The sequence below is a fragment of the Mesorhizobium sp. CA10 genome (genome assembly GCF_020165285.1).
Taxonomy (GTDB): Bacteria; Pseudomonadota; Alphaproteobacteria; order Rhizobiales; family Rhizobiaceae; genus Mesorhizobium.
This window is the reverse complement of record NZ_JAIUHV010000003.1, coordinates 485024-499648: the sequence shown is the minus strand read 5'-3', so window position 1 is coordinate 499648 and position 14625 is coordinate 485024. Positions and strand designations below refer to the sequence as shown.

Genomic DNA, 14625 nt, shown 5'->3' with positions numbered 1-14625 from the left:
CCCTGCGTGGTTGAAGACATCTCGCTGTCGCCTAGTTCGCTACCCGGCCGGACTGCACCCACTCTTCCAGCATCTGCACGCCGAAGGCCGTGGCGCCTTCCCGGCCCAACGGCCGATCCTTGTCGGCCATTTCCTTGCCGGCTATGTCGAGATGCACCCAAGGGCGGTCTTCGGTGAAATTGCGCAGGAAGGCCGCGGCATAGGGCGCGTCGCCATCTTCCATGTCCTTGGCGTGGTGACGGATGTCGGCGAAGGGCGATTGCAGCCCCTCGTCATAGGCCCGGTCGAGCGGCAGTTGCCAGAACCGCTCGCCGACCTTTTCCCCCGCCGCGATCATGCGCGAGGCGATGGTGTCGTCGGTACTGAAAAGTCCGGCGAAGACCGAGCCGAGGCCCCGCATCACCGAATAGGTCAGCGTCGCCAGATCGACGATCACCGAGGGATTGAAGCGCGAAGCGGTATAATAGAGGCAGTCGGCCAGGATCAGCCGGCCTTCCGCATCCGTGTCGAACACTTCCACGGTCTGGCCCGACGCCGTCGTGATGATGTCGCGCGGCTTGAGCGCGGTGCCGGACGGCATGTTCTCGGCAATGCCGAGCACGCCGACGGCATGCACCGGGCTGCCTTGCCGGGCGAGCGCGATCAGCAGGCCGACCACGGCGGCGGCACCGCCCATGTCGGCCTTCATGTCGAACATCTGCTCGCCGCGCTTTATGCATAGACCACCAGAATCGAAGCAGACGCCCTTGCCGACGAAGGCCAGCGGCTGCGCGGGAGCGCCCTTGCCGCGATAGCGCAGGACGCAGACGCGCGGCGGTCGCGCCGAGCCGGAGCCGACGGCCAGGATTGCGTTCATGCCGAGTTCCTTCAGCCGTGCCGCATCGAGGATCTCGACATCGATGCCGGCCTCGCGCAGCGGCTCCAGGTGGTCGTGGAAATTGTCTGGGTGGAGATGGTTCGGCGGCAGGTTGACCAGCGTACGCGCATATTCGACGCCGTCCGCGATGGCATTGACCCGTGTCAGCGCCGCCTTCAGCTCCGGACCGGCCGCGCCGATCAATTGCACCCGCAAAGTGCGGTCGGCGCCTGCTCCCTGACGCCGGTTGCGCATGTCGAAACGATAGCGCCGCAGCCGCATGCCGAGCGCGACCCGCGCCAGTATTTCCGCTGCGGGCAGGTCGACACCTGCGAGCGGGTCCAGCATCAGGGTGGCCGCGCATTCGCCCTTGCCTTCCAGATGCGCTGCAAGCAGACCGCCGGCGCGCGCCAGCGAAAGCGGGGTTACGGCCTCGGCCTTGCCCAAGGCCAGCACCACCACGCGGCGGGTCGACATCGCCTTCGGCGCGATGACATCGACGCAAGCGCCGGACTCCTCAAGCGCGGCCGGCTCGGAACACGCTCGGGACAAGATCCCGTCCATTTCAGCATCGAGCGCCGCTGCCCGGAGCCCAAAACCGTTTTGAGCGGTTTGCAGGATCACGACGACCGAGGTTTCCGCGGAAATCTCCTCCGCCGCTTCAAAGACCGGCGCCGGCGACTGAGGCATAGAAGCTCATTCTCCCATTCTGGGGCGCCCCGCCGAGGCTCAGCTGGCGTCATACGCAAAGCTTCGCCGGTCCCCGGCGGAAGCCGGTCATACCGGTTTCCGCCGCTGGTGGAATGGCATCGGAGTGCCCAAACAATCGTTTTCGGATGGCGACTTGGTCGCTCTTGCCTTTTGGGTATCCCCGAACCGGCCAAGCGATCAAACGCCAATTTTGCCCAAGTCGATTGACAAAAACTCAACTGACATTTCATGATCGGCCAATGGCCCTGCCCTCACTCAATGGCATGCGCGCTTTCGAGGCCGCCGCGCGTCTCGGCAGCATCAAGGATGCAGCGGAAGAGTTGCATTTGACGCCCTCGGCCGTCAGCCGCCACATCCGCGCGCTCGAGAAGAACCTTGGCCAGGAGCTGTTCGAACGCGGCTTTCGCCAGATCACACCGACCATCAGGGGCTCATATTATGCGCGCGGCCTCTCCGAAGCATTCGAGGCTATCTGGCGCGCCACCGACGATGTCAGCTTCGTCCATGGTCACGGCAGGACCCAGCGGGTCAGGGTTCTCTGCGTGCCGGCGGTTTTGAACCTTTGGCTGGCGGACCGGCTGCCGAATTTCCGCAAGCTGCATCCGTCCGTGAACCTGGAGATCTCGACGTCGGGCAAGCGCGCCAACTTCGATTTGGCCATTGTCGACGAGTTCGTCTACAAGGCCGGCCCGGCCCTGACGCTGCTGATCCCGCTCGTTCTGACGCCGGTCTGCGCGCCGTCGCTGCTTGAGGGACCGGTGCCGCTCAGAACGCCCGCCGATCTGGTCAATCATCACCTCATCCACGAATGCGAGAGCATGCGCTGGCGGCGCTGGCTGGAACAGGAAGGCGTTCTGGACGCCACGCCGAAATCCAGCACGACGCTCGATGACTGCACCTTGATCATGCGCGAGGTGATAAACGGCGCGGGGATCGCTTTGGCCGACACCATGATGGCCCAAGACCTTTTGCAGCAAGGCAAGCTTGTCGCCCCGTTCAGCGCCCGCCACACCTATCCCGCCGGAATCTACCTGCACCAGCGCCGCAGCATCGGAAACAAGCCAGGCACCGGCCTGTTCCAGGATTGGCTGCTCGCCGAGATCGCCGACCATAAGCGCACGATGGGTATCGCATAGCGCGTCTCCTCCGAAGCGCCGCGCAAGAAAAAGGCGGCGACCGACCGGCCACCGCCTTCGCATTGTCGACGGCTGGGCTCAACCCTTGATGGTGGCGGTCAGCTCGTCATAGGCCTTGCAGGCTTCGTCGAGCGTCGTGGCGCCCTGATACTTCGTCGTCACAGCCTGCACCTTGGCGGTCAAATCAGCCGCCTTGCTCGGATCCTTGGTGATGGCTTCCTGGAGCGCGGCAGCCATGTCCTGCGCCTTCTTGGCGGCGATTTCCTGCGTGCATTCCGGCCCCTTGGAGCAAGCCGAACCGGCCAACGCCGCAACACCCACGGCAACGAGCAAAAACTTCTTCATGTCAATCATCTCCTCAAAAAAGGCAGCCGCCCATCGCCGCTGCCTCCACTGGCCGAAGCCGAACGTGCCATAACCTCCGATTGTGGCGTGAAGCAACGACCGGACCGCATAAACTTGTGTAATCAGGCTGCAACGTCGCGGCGTCCGTATTGAGGCCGCCCGATGCATGTCGCCCAAAGCGCGCAGCGGTTTTGGGTCGACGACAGGCATAAAGCAACAAGCTAAAGCGCGTCGTACGAGGCCATTCAGACGCGACGGCTTTAGAGCAATCCCAGGAAATGTGCGAAACGGTTTTCAGCCCCGAAAACAAAGATAGTGCGTCTCACCGTTTTCGTGAAACGATGAGACGCTCCATGTCAGCTGGAGCAAAGTTCACCCGCGAGGCTGTAGCAGCGCCAGCACGACGGTCAATGCGGCAAGGACGGCGGTAAGGGTCAAAGGTCCCGTGGCGCCATGGGTATCCACGACATAGCCGCCGACAACCGCGCCGATGGTGATGGCAACCTGGAAGGAGACGACCATCAGGCTACCCGCAGCTTCCAGCGCATCAGGTGCCGCGCGGGACAGATTGGTCGGCAGCACGACCGGCGCCATGCCGAAGGCCAAGCCCCAAAGCGGGACGAATGTGAACGCGACGCCAATGTGCACGCCCCAAAGCACCAATGCCAGCGCCGCAAACGCCATCAATGCGGCGTTGCCCGCGAGCGCCATGCGGATATTGGCGTCGGCCATACGGCCGCCGGCGACGTTGCCGATCACAGCCGCGATGCCAAATCCGAGCAGGGCCAGGGCAATTGGCCCGGTGGCGAGGAGCGTCACGTGTTCGAGGAAGGGGCGCACATAAACAGAGCCGGCAAAATGCCCCGTCATCAGCAAAAGAATGGCAAGCATACCGAGTTGGATGCCGCGCCGCCGTGTCAGCCGAAATACATCCGCAAGACTATTGCTGGCCGTGGCAGGCAGGGTCGGCAGGCTAACCAACTGCAGCAGCATGGCAATCACTGCCAACCCCGCCGTCAAGGCCATGGCGCTGCGCCATCCCAGCCAGTCGCTGATCAACGCCCCCATTGACGGGGCGGCGATGGTGGCGAGCGAGACGCCGAGGGTGACGATGCCCATGCCCCGACCTGTCGCATTGGCGCCGACCAGCCTGGCCACGACGGCAACCGAGAGTGCCCAGAATGCGCTGAGAGCGATTCCGAGCCCGGCCCTGCCCAGCAGCAACAGCCAGAAATTGGGCGCTAGCGCGGCAAGGAGGTTGGAACCGACCGCCAAGGCGCTGAGGCCAACCAGCACCGTCTTGCGGTTCAATCGTCCGATGAGAACATTGCTCAACATGGCCGTCACGGCGCCGACCGAAGCCGTGGCGGTGACGACCTGTCCGGCGGTTCCTTCGCTGATGCCGAGGTCCCGCGCCATCGGCGTCAGCAGGCCTGCCGGCAGGAATTCGGCTGATACCAGGGCAAAGCTGGTGGCCGCCAATGAAATGACCGCAAACCAGGTGGCTGCGTTCCACGGGGCTGGCGCGGCGTCATCGAGGTCTATCGCCGCGTCTTCAAGCTGTAATGTTGTGTCTGTCACTGAAAGATCTCCAAGGTCTGGAGGTCTTCAATAGACGAGTCTTCTCGGATGATATGTACCTTATAATCCGAAATTCATGTCCGTTCGTCCGGGAATTGTGCGGCGCACAACGCCTGGCGAGACATTGGTGATGCGTTTGAACGCGCGCGCGAAGGATGCTTCGCTATCATAGCCCAAACGGGTAGCGACCTCGGCAACCGACAGGCCGTTTTGCCCGAGCAACTCGCGGGCAAGCTGCATCCGCAGACGGGCGAGATAGTGGGCAGCGCCCTCCCCTAACACAGCGCTGAAGCGCTCGGCGAAAATCGAGCGCGATTGGCCTGCCAGGGCGGCAAGGCTTTCCAGGGTCCAGTTATGGCCGGGGTCTCGATGCATGGCTGCCAGAGCGCGGCCTATATGGGGGTCGCGGATGGCTGCAAGCCAGCCGGTGGTCGAAGCTCCAGTGCAATTGACCCAGCAGCGGATAAGCCGGGCGGTCAGCAAGTCGGCCATGCGCGACAGAATCGTGGCGCTGCCCATCTGCGGTTGCGCGGCCTCCGCCGTCATAGCCGCCAGCAAAGGACGGACGACCGGATCGTTGCCGGCCACATCGCACCCCTTGATAATAGATGGCATCAACGTGATCAGTGGATTGAGCGCACAGACGCCCAGGGCCATGGAGCCGCAGAAAAGGGTACTTGTCGCGCCCGTCCCTTCCCGCACCACCTCACAGACATTGCTCCCCAACTTGGTAACCTGGCAACTCTCGAGCGAGTCGTCGACAACGTCCGGCGCACTAGCCAGCCGATGGGCGATGCCTTGCGGCAACAGCACCAGATCGCCATCGCGCAACTCCTGCCAGCCTTCCGCCTCGGTATAAATCCAGCACGGACCCTGGCCGACAAAGTGAAAGCGAAGCAGCTTCTGTTGCGGAAAGGCGATGCTCCATGGATGCCGCAGCTCGCAGCGGCCATAGTTGACCCCACTCAAGCGAAAGTCCTGTAGGACTTCGCTGAGCGCATCCATCGGGATATGCAGAGGCGGGCGGGACGAATAGTCAGGCATTCGGTTACTGTACATGCCGAACGTCCGGCAGGCAAGCTGAGGCCGCTTCAACGGCACCCTACCCTTCAAGTCAGTCCGCCCGCCCTTGCCTCTCGCTCCCGGGGCATGCAAGGAGTGCTTCGAGCAACGGGACGACAGGCATGGCAGTTGAAGCGTCGAGCAGCGATCTGGTGCAGGTGGTGGCGCTGCTCGCCGCGGGCGTCGTCGCCGTGCCGATCTTCAAGCGCATGGGGCTGGGCTCGATCCTGGGCTACCTCGCCGCCGGCGTGGTCATCGGCCCGTTCGGCCTGCGCATCTTTTCTGAATCGGAAGCGATCCTCCACGTCGCCGAGCTCGGCGTCGTTATGTTCCTGTTCATCATCGGGCTGGAGATGCAGCCGTCGCGGCTCTGGGGCCTGCGTCGCGAGATTTTTGGCCTGGGTGCCTTGCAGGTTGGCGTCTGCGCAATCCTGCTCACTCTCGTCGGACTGGCCGGAGGCTTTCCCATCGCGCAGTCCTTCGTCGCCGGGGCCGGCTTCGTCCTGACCTCGACGGCGATCGTCATGCAGTTGCTCGAAGAGCGCGGTGAGATCGCCACGCCGAAAGGCCAGCGCATCGTCTCCATCCTGCTGCTCGAAGACCTGATGATCGTGCCGCTGCTCGCGCTTATCGCATTCCTAGCGCCCGGGGGCGCCGAAACCAGCCTTTCGGAGCGGCTGACCGAAGTCGGGATCGGCATCGCCGCGATCGTGGGACTGGTCCTGGCCGGCCGTTACTTGCTCAATCCGCTCTTCCGCATCCTGGCCGATGCCCGCGCCCGCGAGGTCATGACCGCCGCGGCGCTGCTGGTGGTGCTGGGATCGGCCCTGGCCATGCAGCTCTCCGGCCTGTCGATGGCGATGGGCGCCTTCCTGGCTGGCGTGCTGTTGTCGGAATCGACCTTCCGCCACCAGCTCGAAGCCGATATCGAGCCGTTCCGCGGCATCCTGCTCGGCCTGTTCTTCCTTGCCGTCGGCATGTCGCTCGACCTTGGCGTCGTAGCCCAGAACTGGCGGCTCATCGCCATCTATGTCGTCGCCTACATGGTCATGAAGGCATTCGGCATCTACGTCGTCGCGCGCATTCTGAAAAGCGGCCATCGCGAGGCGCTCGAACGCGCCGTCTTCATGGCGCAGGGCGGCGAGTTCGCCTTCGTGCTCTATTCGTCCGCTGCCGCGGTCGGCATCATCGACGGCCAGGCCAACGCCACGCTGACTGCCATCGTCATCATCTCGATGGTGCTGACGCCGCTCGCGATCGTGGCGCTGCGTTACCTCACCCCGCGCGACGAGCAGTCCCTCGACGGCGTCGACATCGCCGACGGCCTCACCGGCAGCGTGCTGATCATCGGCTTCGGCCGCTTCGGCCAGATCGCCAGCCAGCCGCTTTTGCTGCGCGGGATGGACGTCTCGATCATCGACAACGAGGTGGAGATGATCCAGGCGGCGGCCGATTTCGGCTTCAAGGTCTATTACGGCGACGGCACGAGGCTGGACATCCTGCATGCGGCTGGCGCCGGGCGCGCCCGCGCGGTGCTGATCTGCGTCGACAAGCCCGACGCCGCCGTGCGCATCGCGCAGCTTATCAAGGCCGAATTTCCACTGGTCACCATCCTGGCGCGCGCCTTCGACCGCGGCACCGCGCTGCAGCTCGTGCGCGCCGGCGTCGACTATCAGCTGCGCGAGACCTTCGAATCGGCGCTGGTCTTCGGCGGCTCCGCGCTGGAGGCGCTTGGCGTCGATCCCGAGGAGGTCGCCGAAGTCATTGAGGATGTGCGACGCCGCGACGAAGCGCGCTTCGAGACGCAATTGGCCGAGGGCGTGCGCGCCGGCCAGCGTTTCCTCAAGGGCAATATCGGCACGCCGATCCCGACGCCGCTCACGCAGCCACGCCGCGCCGGCCGCGCGCTGAACCAGGAAACCGCCGTGGTGCTGAATCAGGCAGAGACCAAGAACTGAGAGGCAAATATGGCAGAGCTTGATCCGCGAGCGCTTTCGGTCATCGCATTCTGGCGCGACGCCGGCGAGGACGCCTGGTTCGAAAAGAGCGACGCCTTCGATGCCGATTTCCGCGGCCGCTTTCTCGAGCTGCATTACGCCGCTGCGCGGCGCGAATGCGACGACTGGAATGCGCATGCCGAAGGGTCGCTGGCGTTGATGATCCTGCTCGATCAGTTCCCGCGCAACTGCTTCCGCGGCACCGGCCACATGTACGCGACCGATCCGCTCGCCAGATACTTCGCCGACAGGGCAATCGCCGCCGGTCAGGACCTCAAGCTGGAAGAACCGGTTCGCGTCTTCCTCTATTTGCCCTTCGAGCATTCCGAATTGCTGGCGGATCAGGAACGGTCGGTGGAACTCACCGCCAAGCGAGCGCCGGACTATCTTAAATACGTCAATGAGCATCTGGAGATCATCCAGCGCTTCGGTCGCTTTCCGCACCGCAACCGCATGCTCGGCCGCGCGACGACGGCCGAGGAGCAGGCCTTTCTGGACGGCGGCGGGTTTTCCGGCTAACCGGCCGGCTGACCTAAGCGAGCCACCATTCGCGGCCCGAAGCCAGCCGCTCGATGCCGGACGTATCGACGGCTTCGAGCCGCTCCGATACGCTTCTGCCGCCGACGGAAAGCCCTGGCGCGATCTCGGCCAGCGGCGCCAGCACGAAGGCGCGTTCTAGCATGCGCGGATGCGGCACTTCGAGGCCGGTCTCGTGGATCACCCGGTCGCCGAACACCAGGATGTCTATATCGATGAGGCGCGGCCCCCAGCGCTCCTCGCGCACGCGCTTCAGCCGCTTCTCGACATCGAGGCAAAGCTCAAGCAGCGCGCGTGGCGAAAGCGCCGTCTCGATCGCGGCGGCGGCATTGAGGAAATCGGGCTGGTCGAGCTTGCCCCAAGGAGGCGTGCGGTAGAGCGACGAGACGGCGGTGACGCGCGTCGCGTCGTCGCCGTCCAGCATGCGCAATGCCGCGCCCATGGACTTCGCCGGCTCGCCGAGATTGCCGCCGAGACTGAGGTAGACGGCGCTATTCTGGCCAGACAACGGTCACCTCGACATGATCGAGCACGCCCGGCACCGGGGCGTTCGGCTTGCGCACGGTGATCGCGGCTTTCCTGATCTGCGAGAATCGCGCTGTCAGCGCCTTCGCCACCTCCAGCGCCAGCGCCTCGATCAGGAAGCGGCGATGTCCGGTCACGATCTTTTCGATAACCGAGAAGGCGACGCCATAATTGACGGTGTCTTCGATGGAATCCTCAGTCAGCGGCCGGCTGGGCTCGACCGTCAGCTCGGCATCGACGTAGAAACGCTGGCCAAGCGTCTCCTCCTCGTCCAGCACGCCGTGGCGGGCGAAGAAGGCGCAGTTCTTCATGCGGATGAGGTACATGATCAGTGTCCGGGAGGAAGCTCGGTTTCGCGTTGAAGCATAGCATCGGTGACCGCCAGCGCATCCACGTTGATTGCGACATCGTGGACGCGAAACAGGTCGGCTCCCTTCAAGCGCAGGATGACACTGGTGGCCGCCGTGCCGGCAGCCCGTTCCGCGGGATCGCGCCCGGTGGCGGTGCCGATGAAGCGCTTGCGCGAGGTTCCGGCCATCAACGGGTAGCCGAGCGCCTGAAGCTCGGAAAAACGCGCCATCAGGTCGAGGTTTTCCTCCGCCGTTTCCTTGGCGAAGCCGAAGCCGGCATCGAGCACGATCTGGCTGTCGGCGACATTGCCGGCGCGCGCGATCTCCAGCGATTTGCGCAGGAACAGGAACTGGTCCTCGATCACGTCGGGCAGCTTCTGCCGTTCGCGCCCGGTATGCATGATGACGAGCCCGGCGCCGGTCTCGGCCGCGACGCGCGCGATGCCCGGCTCACGCTGCAGCCCCCAGACGTCGTTGACGATGTGGGCGCCGGCGGCGACGCCAAGCCGCGCGGTGTCCTCGCGATAGGTGTCGACCGAGATCAGCGCCTCGCCGGAAGCGGCGAGCGCCGCGATGACCGGCAGCACGCGCGCCTGTTCTTCCTCGGCGGAGATCGGGGCAAAACCGGGCCGCGTCGATTCCCCGCCGACGTCGATAATCGCCGCGCCCTGCTTCACCATGCGGTGCGCCTGCTCCAGCGCCTTCTCGGGCGCGATGAACAGGCCGCCGTCCGAAAAGCTGTCGGGCGTCACGTTGAGGATGCCCGCGACGACCGCCTTCGGGCCGAGGTCGAGATAGCGTCCATGCGCCAGCTGCCATCGCCTTGTCGTCATTGTCCATCAACCATGCGTGATCCGCGCGAAATCAATTCCGTTGCGCTGGCGACGGCCCTAAAGCAAGGTGCGTGAAGAGGCAATATGATGAACCGCTCCCTGCCCTGCGCCCTGATGCTCTCGCTCACTGCCCTGCCGGCGGGCGCGGCCAGTCTGGTCAAGACCTATAGCTATTTCAGCGTCGGCGGCCGCACGCTCGACGATATCCAGAACCAGCTGTCGAGAAACGGCCCCGAGGTGAAGAGCACCGGCTCGCGGCATCCCGGCGCCACGCAAATGGCCTTCACCACCCGCATCAGCTACGCGCAGAGCGCCGGGTCCTGCCGCATCGCCGACGCGGCCGTCACCTTGAAGGTCAAGGTAATCCTCCCCGAATGGCGGCGCCCGCGCAAATCCGATCCCGGCGTCAGGCTGGTCTGGGATACGCTCTCGGCCGACATCAAGCGGCATGAGGAGCGCCATGTCGAGATCGCCAAGAACCATGCGCGCCTACTCGAGGATGCGCTGAAGGCACTCCCGCCGCAAAAGACCTGCGAGCAGGCGAAGCTCAACGCCGCCGCGGTCCAGGCAGCCGAGCTCGCCAGGCACGATCAGGACCAGGTCCGCTTCGACCGGGTCGAGAGCGTCAATTTCGAAAGCCGTATCCTTCGGCTGATGCGCTACCGGATGGAGCGTGTCGAAGCCGGCCAGCTGCCGCCGCCTTGACTTGAGAGCCGAGCCCTGTCCGGGGCCAATTTCGCCCAAGCATGGTGCCAGACCGGGAAAACTTTCGAAGGACGGTCGAAATCGGTCTATATCGAACGACATATAGCGGGTTCCAAACGCTCGAGCCGCTATCCACGATGAGAAATGACAGGTGCGACCGGCCAAAGCCGTCTTGGCGCACCAAGCACCAGCCTTTGAAAGAATGACGCATGGACCAGTCCGTCGAGAACCAGGCGATGGCGCCGAAAGCCGCGCCCCTGATGAGCGAGAGCGAGAAGAATACCATCATCGGCGGCGTGCTGTTGTCGATGCTGCTGGCGGCCCTCGATCAGACCATCGTAGCCCCTGCCCTGCCGACGATCGCCGGCGCGCTCGGCCATGCCGAATATCTGCCGTGGATCGTCACCGGCTATCTTCTGACCGCGACCGCGATGGCGCCGCTCTACGGCAAGATTTCCGATGTCTACGGGCGCCGCCCTGTCATCTACGCCGCCATCCTCGTCTTCCTGTTCGGGTCGCTGGTCAGCGCGCTCGCTCCCAACATGCTGGTGCTGGTCATCGGCCGCGCCATCCAGGGCGCCGGCGGCGGCGGTCTCTTCGCGCTGGCCCAGACGGTCATCGGCGACCTCGTGCCGCCGCGCGAGCGCGCCCGCTATGCGGCCTGGATCGCAGGCACATGGGCGGTCGCCAGCGTCGCCGGCCCGCTGCTCGGCGGCGTGTTTGCCGAGCATCTGCACTGGTCGCTGATCTTCTGGATCAACCTGCCGATCGGCTTCCTGGCCATGGCCATCATCAACAACCCGTTGAAGAAGCTGCCGGTCGCGGCCAAGAACCATCGCATCGACGGCTTGGGCGCCGTGCTGCTGGTAATCGCCACAACGCTTCTGCTCCTGGCGCTCAGTTGGGGCGGCAGTGCCTATCCGTGGTTTTCCCGCGAAATCCTTGGGCTGGTTGCCTGCTCGGTGGTGTTCTGGGCCTTCTTCGCGCTCAGGCTGCTCAAGGCGGCCGAGCCTTTGATCTCGCTCGAAGTCTTGGGCAACCCGATCGTGCTCGCCGGCACACTGTCGATGTTCCTCCTGCAGGCCGCAAATATCGGCGCGTCGGTATACCTGCCGGTCTATCTGCAATCGGTCGTTGGGCTTTCGGTCAGCGAATCCGGCACCGCGATGCTCGGCCTCCTGCTCGGCACGGTCGCCGGCGCGACCTTCAGCGGCCGCACGATCCCGCGCTTTGTCCATTACAAGCGCATCGCCATGATCGGCGTCGGCCTGGCCATCGTCTGCATTGGCGTGCTCAGTGCCATTGCAGAACACGCCTCGCTGCTCGAGGTGGAAATCCTGACCACTCTGATCGGCCTGGGCAGCGGAACGACATTCCCGGTTGCCACCGTCTCGGTCCAGAATGCCGTCGATCGCGCGCATCTCGGTGTCGCGACGGGCGTTCTGACCTTCCTGCGCACGCTGGGCGGCGCGCTCGGCGTGGCCATGCTCGGCGCCGTCGCGCTCGGCTACGGCCTGCCATTGTCCTCAGAAGGCTCGCACACGCATATCCAACCGGCATCGGCGTTGCCGTTCGTGATGATCTTCGTCGCCGCCGGAGCAACGCTCATTCTGGCCCTGATCACGCTGGCCCTGATGCCCGAAAAGGAACTGCGCGGCCACGACGAGCAAACCGCGCCCGCGCTTGCGGAGTAGATCGCTTGAAGGTGTGTTGAGATTCAGGTCAAGCCGAGTCGAGAAGGGCAGTTTCCGAGAACCGGAGCGGAGGGTACTTGAAGTACGTGAGCACCGGAAGCGCAGGAAGCTGCCGTTCGCAGTCCGGCATCACCTGAATATCAATACGCCTTAATCATGCACGCCGAGCTTCTTCTGCAGGCTGGTCGACGAGGTCGTGTACTGAAAGACGATGCGCTCGCCCGGGCTGACGATCCGCTTGGCGGCCTGCGCCATCAGCGCCACCTCATGGAAGCCTGACAGGATCAGCTTGAGCTTGCCTGGATACCAGTTGATGTCGCCGACGGCAAAGATGCCCGGGATCGACGTCTGGAACTTCTCGGTGTCGACCGGGATCAGGTTCTCGTTGAGGTTAAGGCCCCATTCGGCGATCGGCCCGAGCTTCATGGTGAGGCCGAAGAATGGCAGCATGCGGGTGCACGGCACCTCGATGTCGCCATCCGGGCCGCCCTTGATGGTCGCCGACGACAGCTGACCGCCGGCGCCGGCAAGGCCGCTGACCTGGCCGACCAGGAATTCGAGCTGCTTCATCTCATGCATGGCATACATCTTGTTGACACTGTCGGGCGCGGCCCGGAATTCCGGGCGGCGATGCACCAGCGTCACGCTCTTGGCGATCGGCTGCAGGTTGAGCGTCCAGTCGAGCGCCGAATCGCCGCCGCCGACGATGACGAGATCGTGGCCGCGAAATTCCTCCATGCGTCGGACCGAATAGAAGACGCTCTTGCCTTCGTACTCCTCAATGCCCGGAATGGGCGGACGCTTGGGCTGGAACGAGCCGCCGCCGGCGGCGATCACCACCACCCTGGTCTCGAACAATTCACCTTCGTCGGTGGCGACGCGGAAACTGCCGTCCTCCAGCTTTTCAAGGCTCGACACCATGCGGTTGAAGGTGAAGTCCGGCTTGAACGGATGGATCTGCTCCATGAGCTTGTCGACCAGGCCTTGCGCGGAGATCGTCGGCCAGCCGGGAATGTCGTAGATCGGCTTTTCAGGATAGAGCTCGGCGCATTGGCCGCCGGGACGATCGAGAATGTCGATCAGATGGCATTTCATATCGAGCAGACCGAGCTCGAACACGGCGAACAGGCCGATCGGCCCTGCCCCGACAATGAGAACGTCCGTTTTGATGGTATCGGTCATGCGCTGCGCCCTGATTGGGAATGCGGCGAGACTGCATGAGCTATCGGCCGCTGCCAAGCTGCCGGGGCGAAAGAATATTGGGAAGCAGCCAAGGTGTGTCGAGATTCAGGTCAGGCCGAGTCGGAGTCGAAGACGGGCGCGAAGCGACCAAACTGGTGACGTCCGAGAGCCGGCCTACGCCGGCCGTAGCTTATTTTAACCGCCACGCCATTCGTGAGTGCTTCGGCCGGCAAAGGCCGGAAGCGCAGGAAGTCGCCATTTGCAGGCCGGCCTCACCTGAATATCGACGCGCCTTAACCCTGGCGCGCGGGGACCCGAACCACCAGCCCGTCCAGCGCGTCGCGCACCTTGATCTGGCATGAGAGGCGCGAGTTCGGCTGGACCTCGTAGGCGAAGTCCAACATGTCCTCCTCCATCGCCTCCGGCTCGCCGACCTCCGCCGTCCATGCTTCGTCGACATAGACATGGCAGGTCGCGCAGGCACAGGCGCCGCCGCATTCGGCTTCGATGCCCGGAACCGCATTGCGGATCGCGTTTTCCATGACCGTCGAGCCGTTTTCGGCTTCCACGTCAAATCGGGTCCCGTCATGGGCGATGTAAGTCAGCTTGGTCATTAAGTCACCTGAGGAGTCGCAGCCGAGATAATCACTCTGCCGGACAAGTCAACTGCGGCGCGAAAGCGCCACGAAATGACGTTTTTCAGAAAGGCGGGATACTAGCGGCTGATGCCGGCGATGAAGTCGCGCACTTCCTCGATCAGCGTGCTGAGCCGCTTGAGCGCCCGGACGTCTTCCGGCTGGGTTTCGATGATCGCCGCGCAGTCGGCCACCGCAAAGGCGCCGATGCCGCGCGCCGAGCCCTTCAGGCCATGCGCCAGAAGCACCCTTTGCCTCGCGTCGGCATCCGCGATCTGGTCACGGACCGACAGCGACTGGTGCACGAACAGCGCCAGCACCTCGCGTTCGAGGTCGCGGTCGCCCATTGTCTGGCGTGCCAGATGACCGAGATCCACCGGTCGGGCTCCAGCCGTTCCGGAGGCGTCGCCTCCCGGCATGGAAAACGCAATACCACTTTCGCCACGCATACGCACTGCAACTCCATCAAGCGGGCA

Annotated in this window: 15 protein-coding genes; 5 read left to right on the top strand and 10 right to left on the bottom strand. The window is 64.2% G+C overall.

The window, feature by feature from the left end; all coding sequences use genetic code 11:
* Positions 1 to 31: 31 nt before the first annotated feature.
* Complete coding sequence (locus LB535_RS09385) at positions 32 to 1546, bottom strand: leucyl aminopeptidase (protein WP_224631967.1); 1515 nt, start codon at positions 1544 to 1546, stop codon at positions 32 to 34.
* Between the two features lie 260 nt (positions 1547 to 1806).
* Here LB535_RS09385 and LB535_RS09380 point away from each other — a divergent pair, with 260 nt between their 5' ends.
* Positions 1807 to 2703, top strand: coding sequence for a LysR substrate-binding domain-containing protein (locus LB535_RS09380; protein ID WP_095765261.1), 897 nt, complete (start codon positions 1807 to 1809; stop codon positions 2701 to 2703).
* A gap of 78 nt (positions 2704 to 2781) precedes the next feature.
* Here LB535_RS09380 and LB535_RS09375 read toward each other — a convergent pair whose 3' ends face one another.
* From LB535_RS09375 to LB535_RS09365, 3 genes are all read right to left on the bottom strand, one after another.
* The gene (locus LB535_RS09375; RefSeq protein WP_040982305.1) at positions 2782 to 3048 is read right to left on the bottom strand and encodes a hypothetical protein; all 267 of its coding nucleotides are present in this window, start codon (positions 3046 to 3048) and stop codon (positions 2782 to 2784) included.
* A 372-nt stretch (positions 3049 to 3420) separates the two neighbouring features.
* Positions 3421 to 4629: an MFS transporter gene (locus LB535_RS09370; protein ID WP_224631966.1), complete on the bottom strand. Its 1209-nt coding sequence runs from the start codon at positions 4627 to 4629 to the stop codon at positions 3421 to 3423.
* A 60-nt stretch (positions 4630 to 4689) separates the two neighbouring features.
* Complete coding sequence (locus LB535_RS09365; RefSeq protein WP_095765259.1) at positions 4690 to 5673, bottom strand: AraC family transcriptional regulator; 984 nt, start codon at positions 5671 to 5673, stop codon at positions 4690 to 4692.
* A gap of 140 nt (positions 5674 to 5813) precedes the next feature.
* Here LB535_RS09365 and LB535_RS09360 point away from each other — a divergent pair, with 140 nt between their 5' ends.
* Positions 5814 to 7649: a monovalent cation:proton antiporter-2 (CPA2) family protein gene (locus LB535_RS09360; RefSeq protein ID WP_224631965.1), complete on the top strand. Its 1836-nt coding sequence runs from the start codon at positions 5814 to 5816 to the stop codon at positions 7647 to 7649.
* A gap of 9 nt (positions 7650 to 7658) precedes the next feature.
* Positions 7659 to 8207 (top strand): DUF924 family protein, encoded by a 549-nt coding sequence (locus LB535_RS09355; RefSeq protein WP_224631964.1) that lies wholly within the window; start codon positions 7659 to 7661, stop codon positions 8205 to 8207.
* 13 nt (positions 8208 to 8220) lie between these two features.
* On the opposite strand, the gene folK is transcribed toward LB535_RS09355, so the two are convergent.
* The 3 genes from folK to folP are packed head-to-tail and all read right to left on the bottom strand — an operon-like array spanning position 8221 to position 9933.
* Positions 8221 to 8733 carry a 2-amino-4-hydroxy-6-hydroxymethyldihydropteridine diphosphokinase gene (folK, locus tag LB535_RS09350; RefSeq protein ID WP_224631963.1) on the bottom strand — a complete coding sequence of 171 codons (513 nt, stop codon included), beginning with the start codon at positions 8731 to 8733 and terminating at the stop codon, positions 8221 to 8223.
* Positions 8717 to 9076 (bottom strand): dihydroneopterin aldolase, encoded by a 360-nt coding sequence (gene folB, locus LB535_RS09345; protein WP_095765255.1) that lies wholly within the window; start codon positions 9074 to 9076, stop codon positions 8717 to 8719. Before folB ends, folK begins: the two co-directional genes overlap by 17 nt.
* Positions 9077 to 9078: 2 nt before the next feature.
* Complete coding sequence (folP, locus tag LB535_RS09340) at positions 9079 to 9933, bottom strand: dihydropteroate synthase (protein WP_224532040.1); 855 nt, start codon at positions 9931 to 9933, stop codon at positions 9079 to 9081.
* Positions 9934 to 10017: 84 nt separating this feature from the next.
* Here folP and LB535_RS09335 point away from each other — a divergent pair, with 84 nt between their 5' ends.
* Positions 10018 to 10638, top strand: a complete 621-nt coding sequence (locus LB535_RS09335) for a DUF922 domain-containing Zn-dependent protease (RefSeq protein WP_224631962.1) — start codon at positions 10018 to 10020, stop codon at positions 10636 to 10638.
* 209 nt (positions 10639 to 10847) lie between these two features.
* Positions 10848 to 12332 (top strand): MDR family MFS transporter, encoded by a 1485-nt coding sequence (locus LB535_RS09330; RefSeq protein WP_224631961.1) that lies wholly within the window; start codon positions 10848 to 10850, stop codon positions 12330 to 12332.
* Positions 12333 to 12482: 150 nt separating this feature from the next.
* Here LB535_RS09330 and LB535_RS09325 read toward each other — a convergent pair whose 3' ends face one another.
* From LB535_RS09325 to LB535_RS09315, 3 genes are all read right to left on the bottom strand, one after another.
* The gene (locus LB535_RS09325; RefSeq protein WP_224631960.1) at positions 12483 to 13514 is read right to left on the bottom strand and encodes an NAD(P)/FAD-dependent oxidoreductase; all 1032 of its coding nucleotides are present in this window, start codon (positions 13512 to 13514) and stop codon (positions 12483 to 12485) included.
* Between the two features lie 293 nt (positions 13515 to 13807).
* Positions 13808 to 14128, bottom strand: a complete 321-nt coding sequence (locus LB535_RS09320; RefSeq protein WP_095765250.1) for a 2Fe-2S iron-sulfur cluster-binding protein — start codon at positions 14126 to 14128, stop codon at positions 13808 to 13810.
* A 101-nt stretch (positions 14129 to 14229) separates the two neighbouring features.
* Positions 14230 to 14598 carry an Hpt domain-containing protein gene (locus LB535_RS09315; RefSeq protein ID WP_140542794.1) on the bottom strand — a complete coding sequence of 123 codons (369 nt, stop codon included), beginning with the start codon at positions 14596 to 14598 and terminating at the stop codon, positions 14230 to 14232.
* Positions 14599 to 14625: the final 27 nt, after the last annotated feature.

Bases quoted from the DNA above. Each gene is read 5' to 3' on its own strand.
- LB535_RS09385 (WP_224631967.1), bottom strand. From the start codon at position 1,546: ATGCCTCAGTCGCCGGCGCCGGTCTTTGAAGCGGCGGAGGAGATTTCC.
- LB535_RS09380 (WP_095765261.1), top strand. From the start codon at position 1,807: ATGGCCCTGCCCTCACTCAATGGCATGCGCGCTTTCGAGGCCGCCGCG.
- LB535_RS09375 (WP_040982305.1), bottom strand. From the start codon at position 3,048: ATGAAGAAGTTTTTGCTCGTTGCCGTGGGTGTTGCGGCGTTGGCCGGT.
- LB535_RS09365 (WP_095765259.1), bottom strand. From the start codon at position 5,673: ATGCCTGACTATTCGTCCCGCCCGCCTCTGCATATCCCGATGGATGCG.
- LB535_RS09360 (WP_224631965.1), top strand. From the start codon at position 5,814: ATGGCAGTTGAAGCGTCGAGCAGCGATCTGGTGCAGGTGGTGGCGCTG.
- LB535_RS09355 (WP_224631964.1), top strand. From the start codon at position 7,659: ATGGCAGAGCTTGATCCGCGAGCGCTTTCGGTCATCGCATTCTGGCGC.
- folB (WP_095765255.1), bottom strand. From the start codon at position 9,076: ATGTACCTCATCCGCATGAAGAACTGCGCCTTCTTCGCCCGCCACGGC.
- folP (WP_224532040.1), bottom strand. From the start codon at position 9,933: ATGACGACAAGGCGATGGCAGCTGGCGCATGGACGCTATCTCGACCTC.
- LB535_RS09335 (WP_224631962.1), top strand. From the start codon at position 10,018: ATGATGAACCGCTCCCTGCCCTGCGCCCTGATGCTCTCGCTCACTGCC.
- LB535_RS09330 (WP_224631961.1), top strand. From the start codon at position 10,848: ATGGACCAGTCCGTCGAGAACCAGGCGATGGCGCCGAAAGCCGCGCCC.
- LB535_RS09325 (WP_224631960.1), bottom strand. From the start codon at position 13,514: ATGACCGATACCATCAAAACGGACGTTCTCATTGTCGGGGCAGGGCCG.
- LB535_RS09320 (WP_095765250.1), bottom strand. From the start codon at position 14,128: ATGACCAAGCTGACTTACATCGCCCATGACGGGACCCGATTTGACGTG.
- LB535_RS09315 (WP_140542794.1), bottom strand. From the start codon at position 14,598: ATGCGTGGCGAAAGTGGTATTGCGTTTTCCATGCCGGGAGGCGACGCC.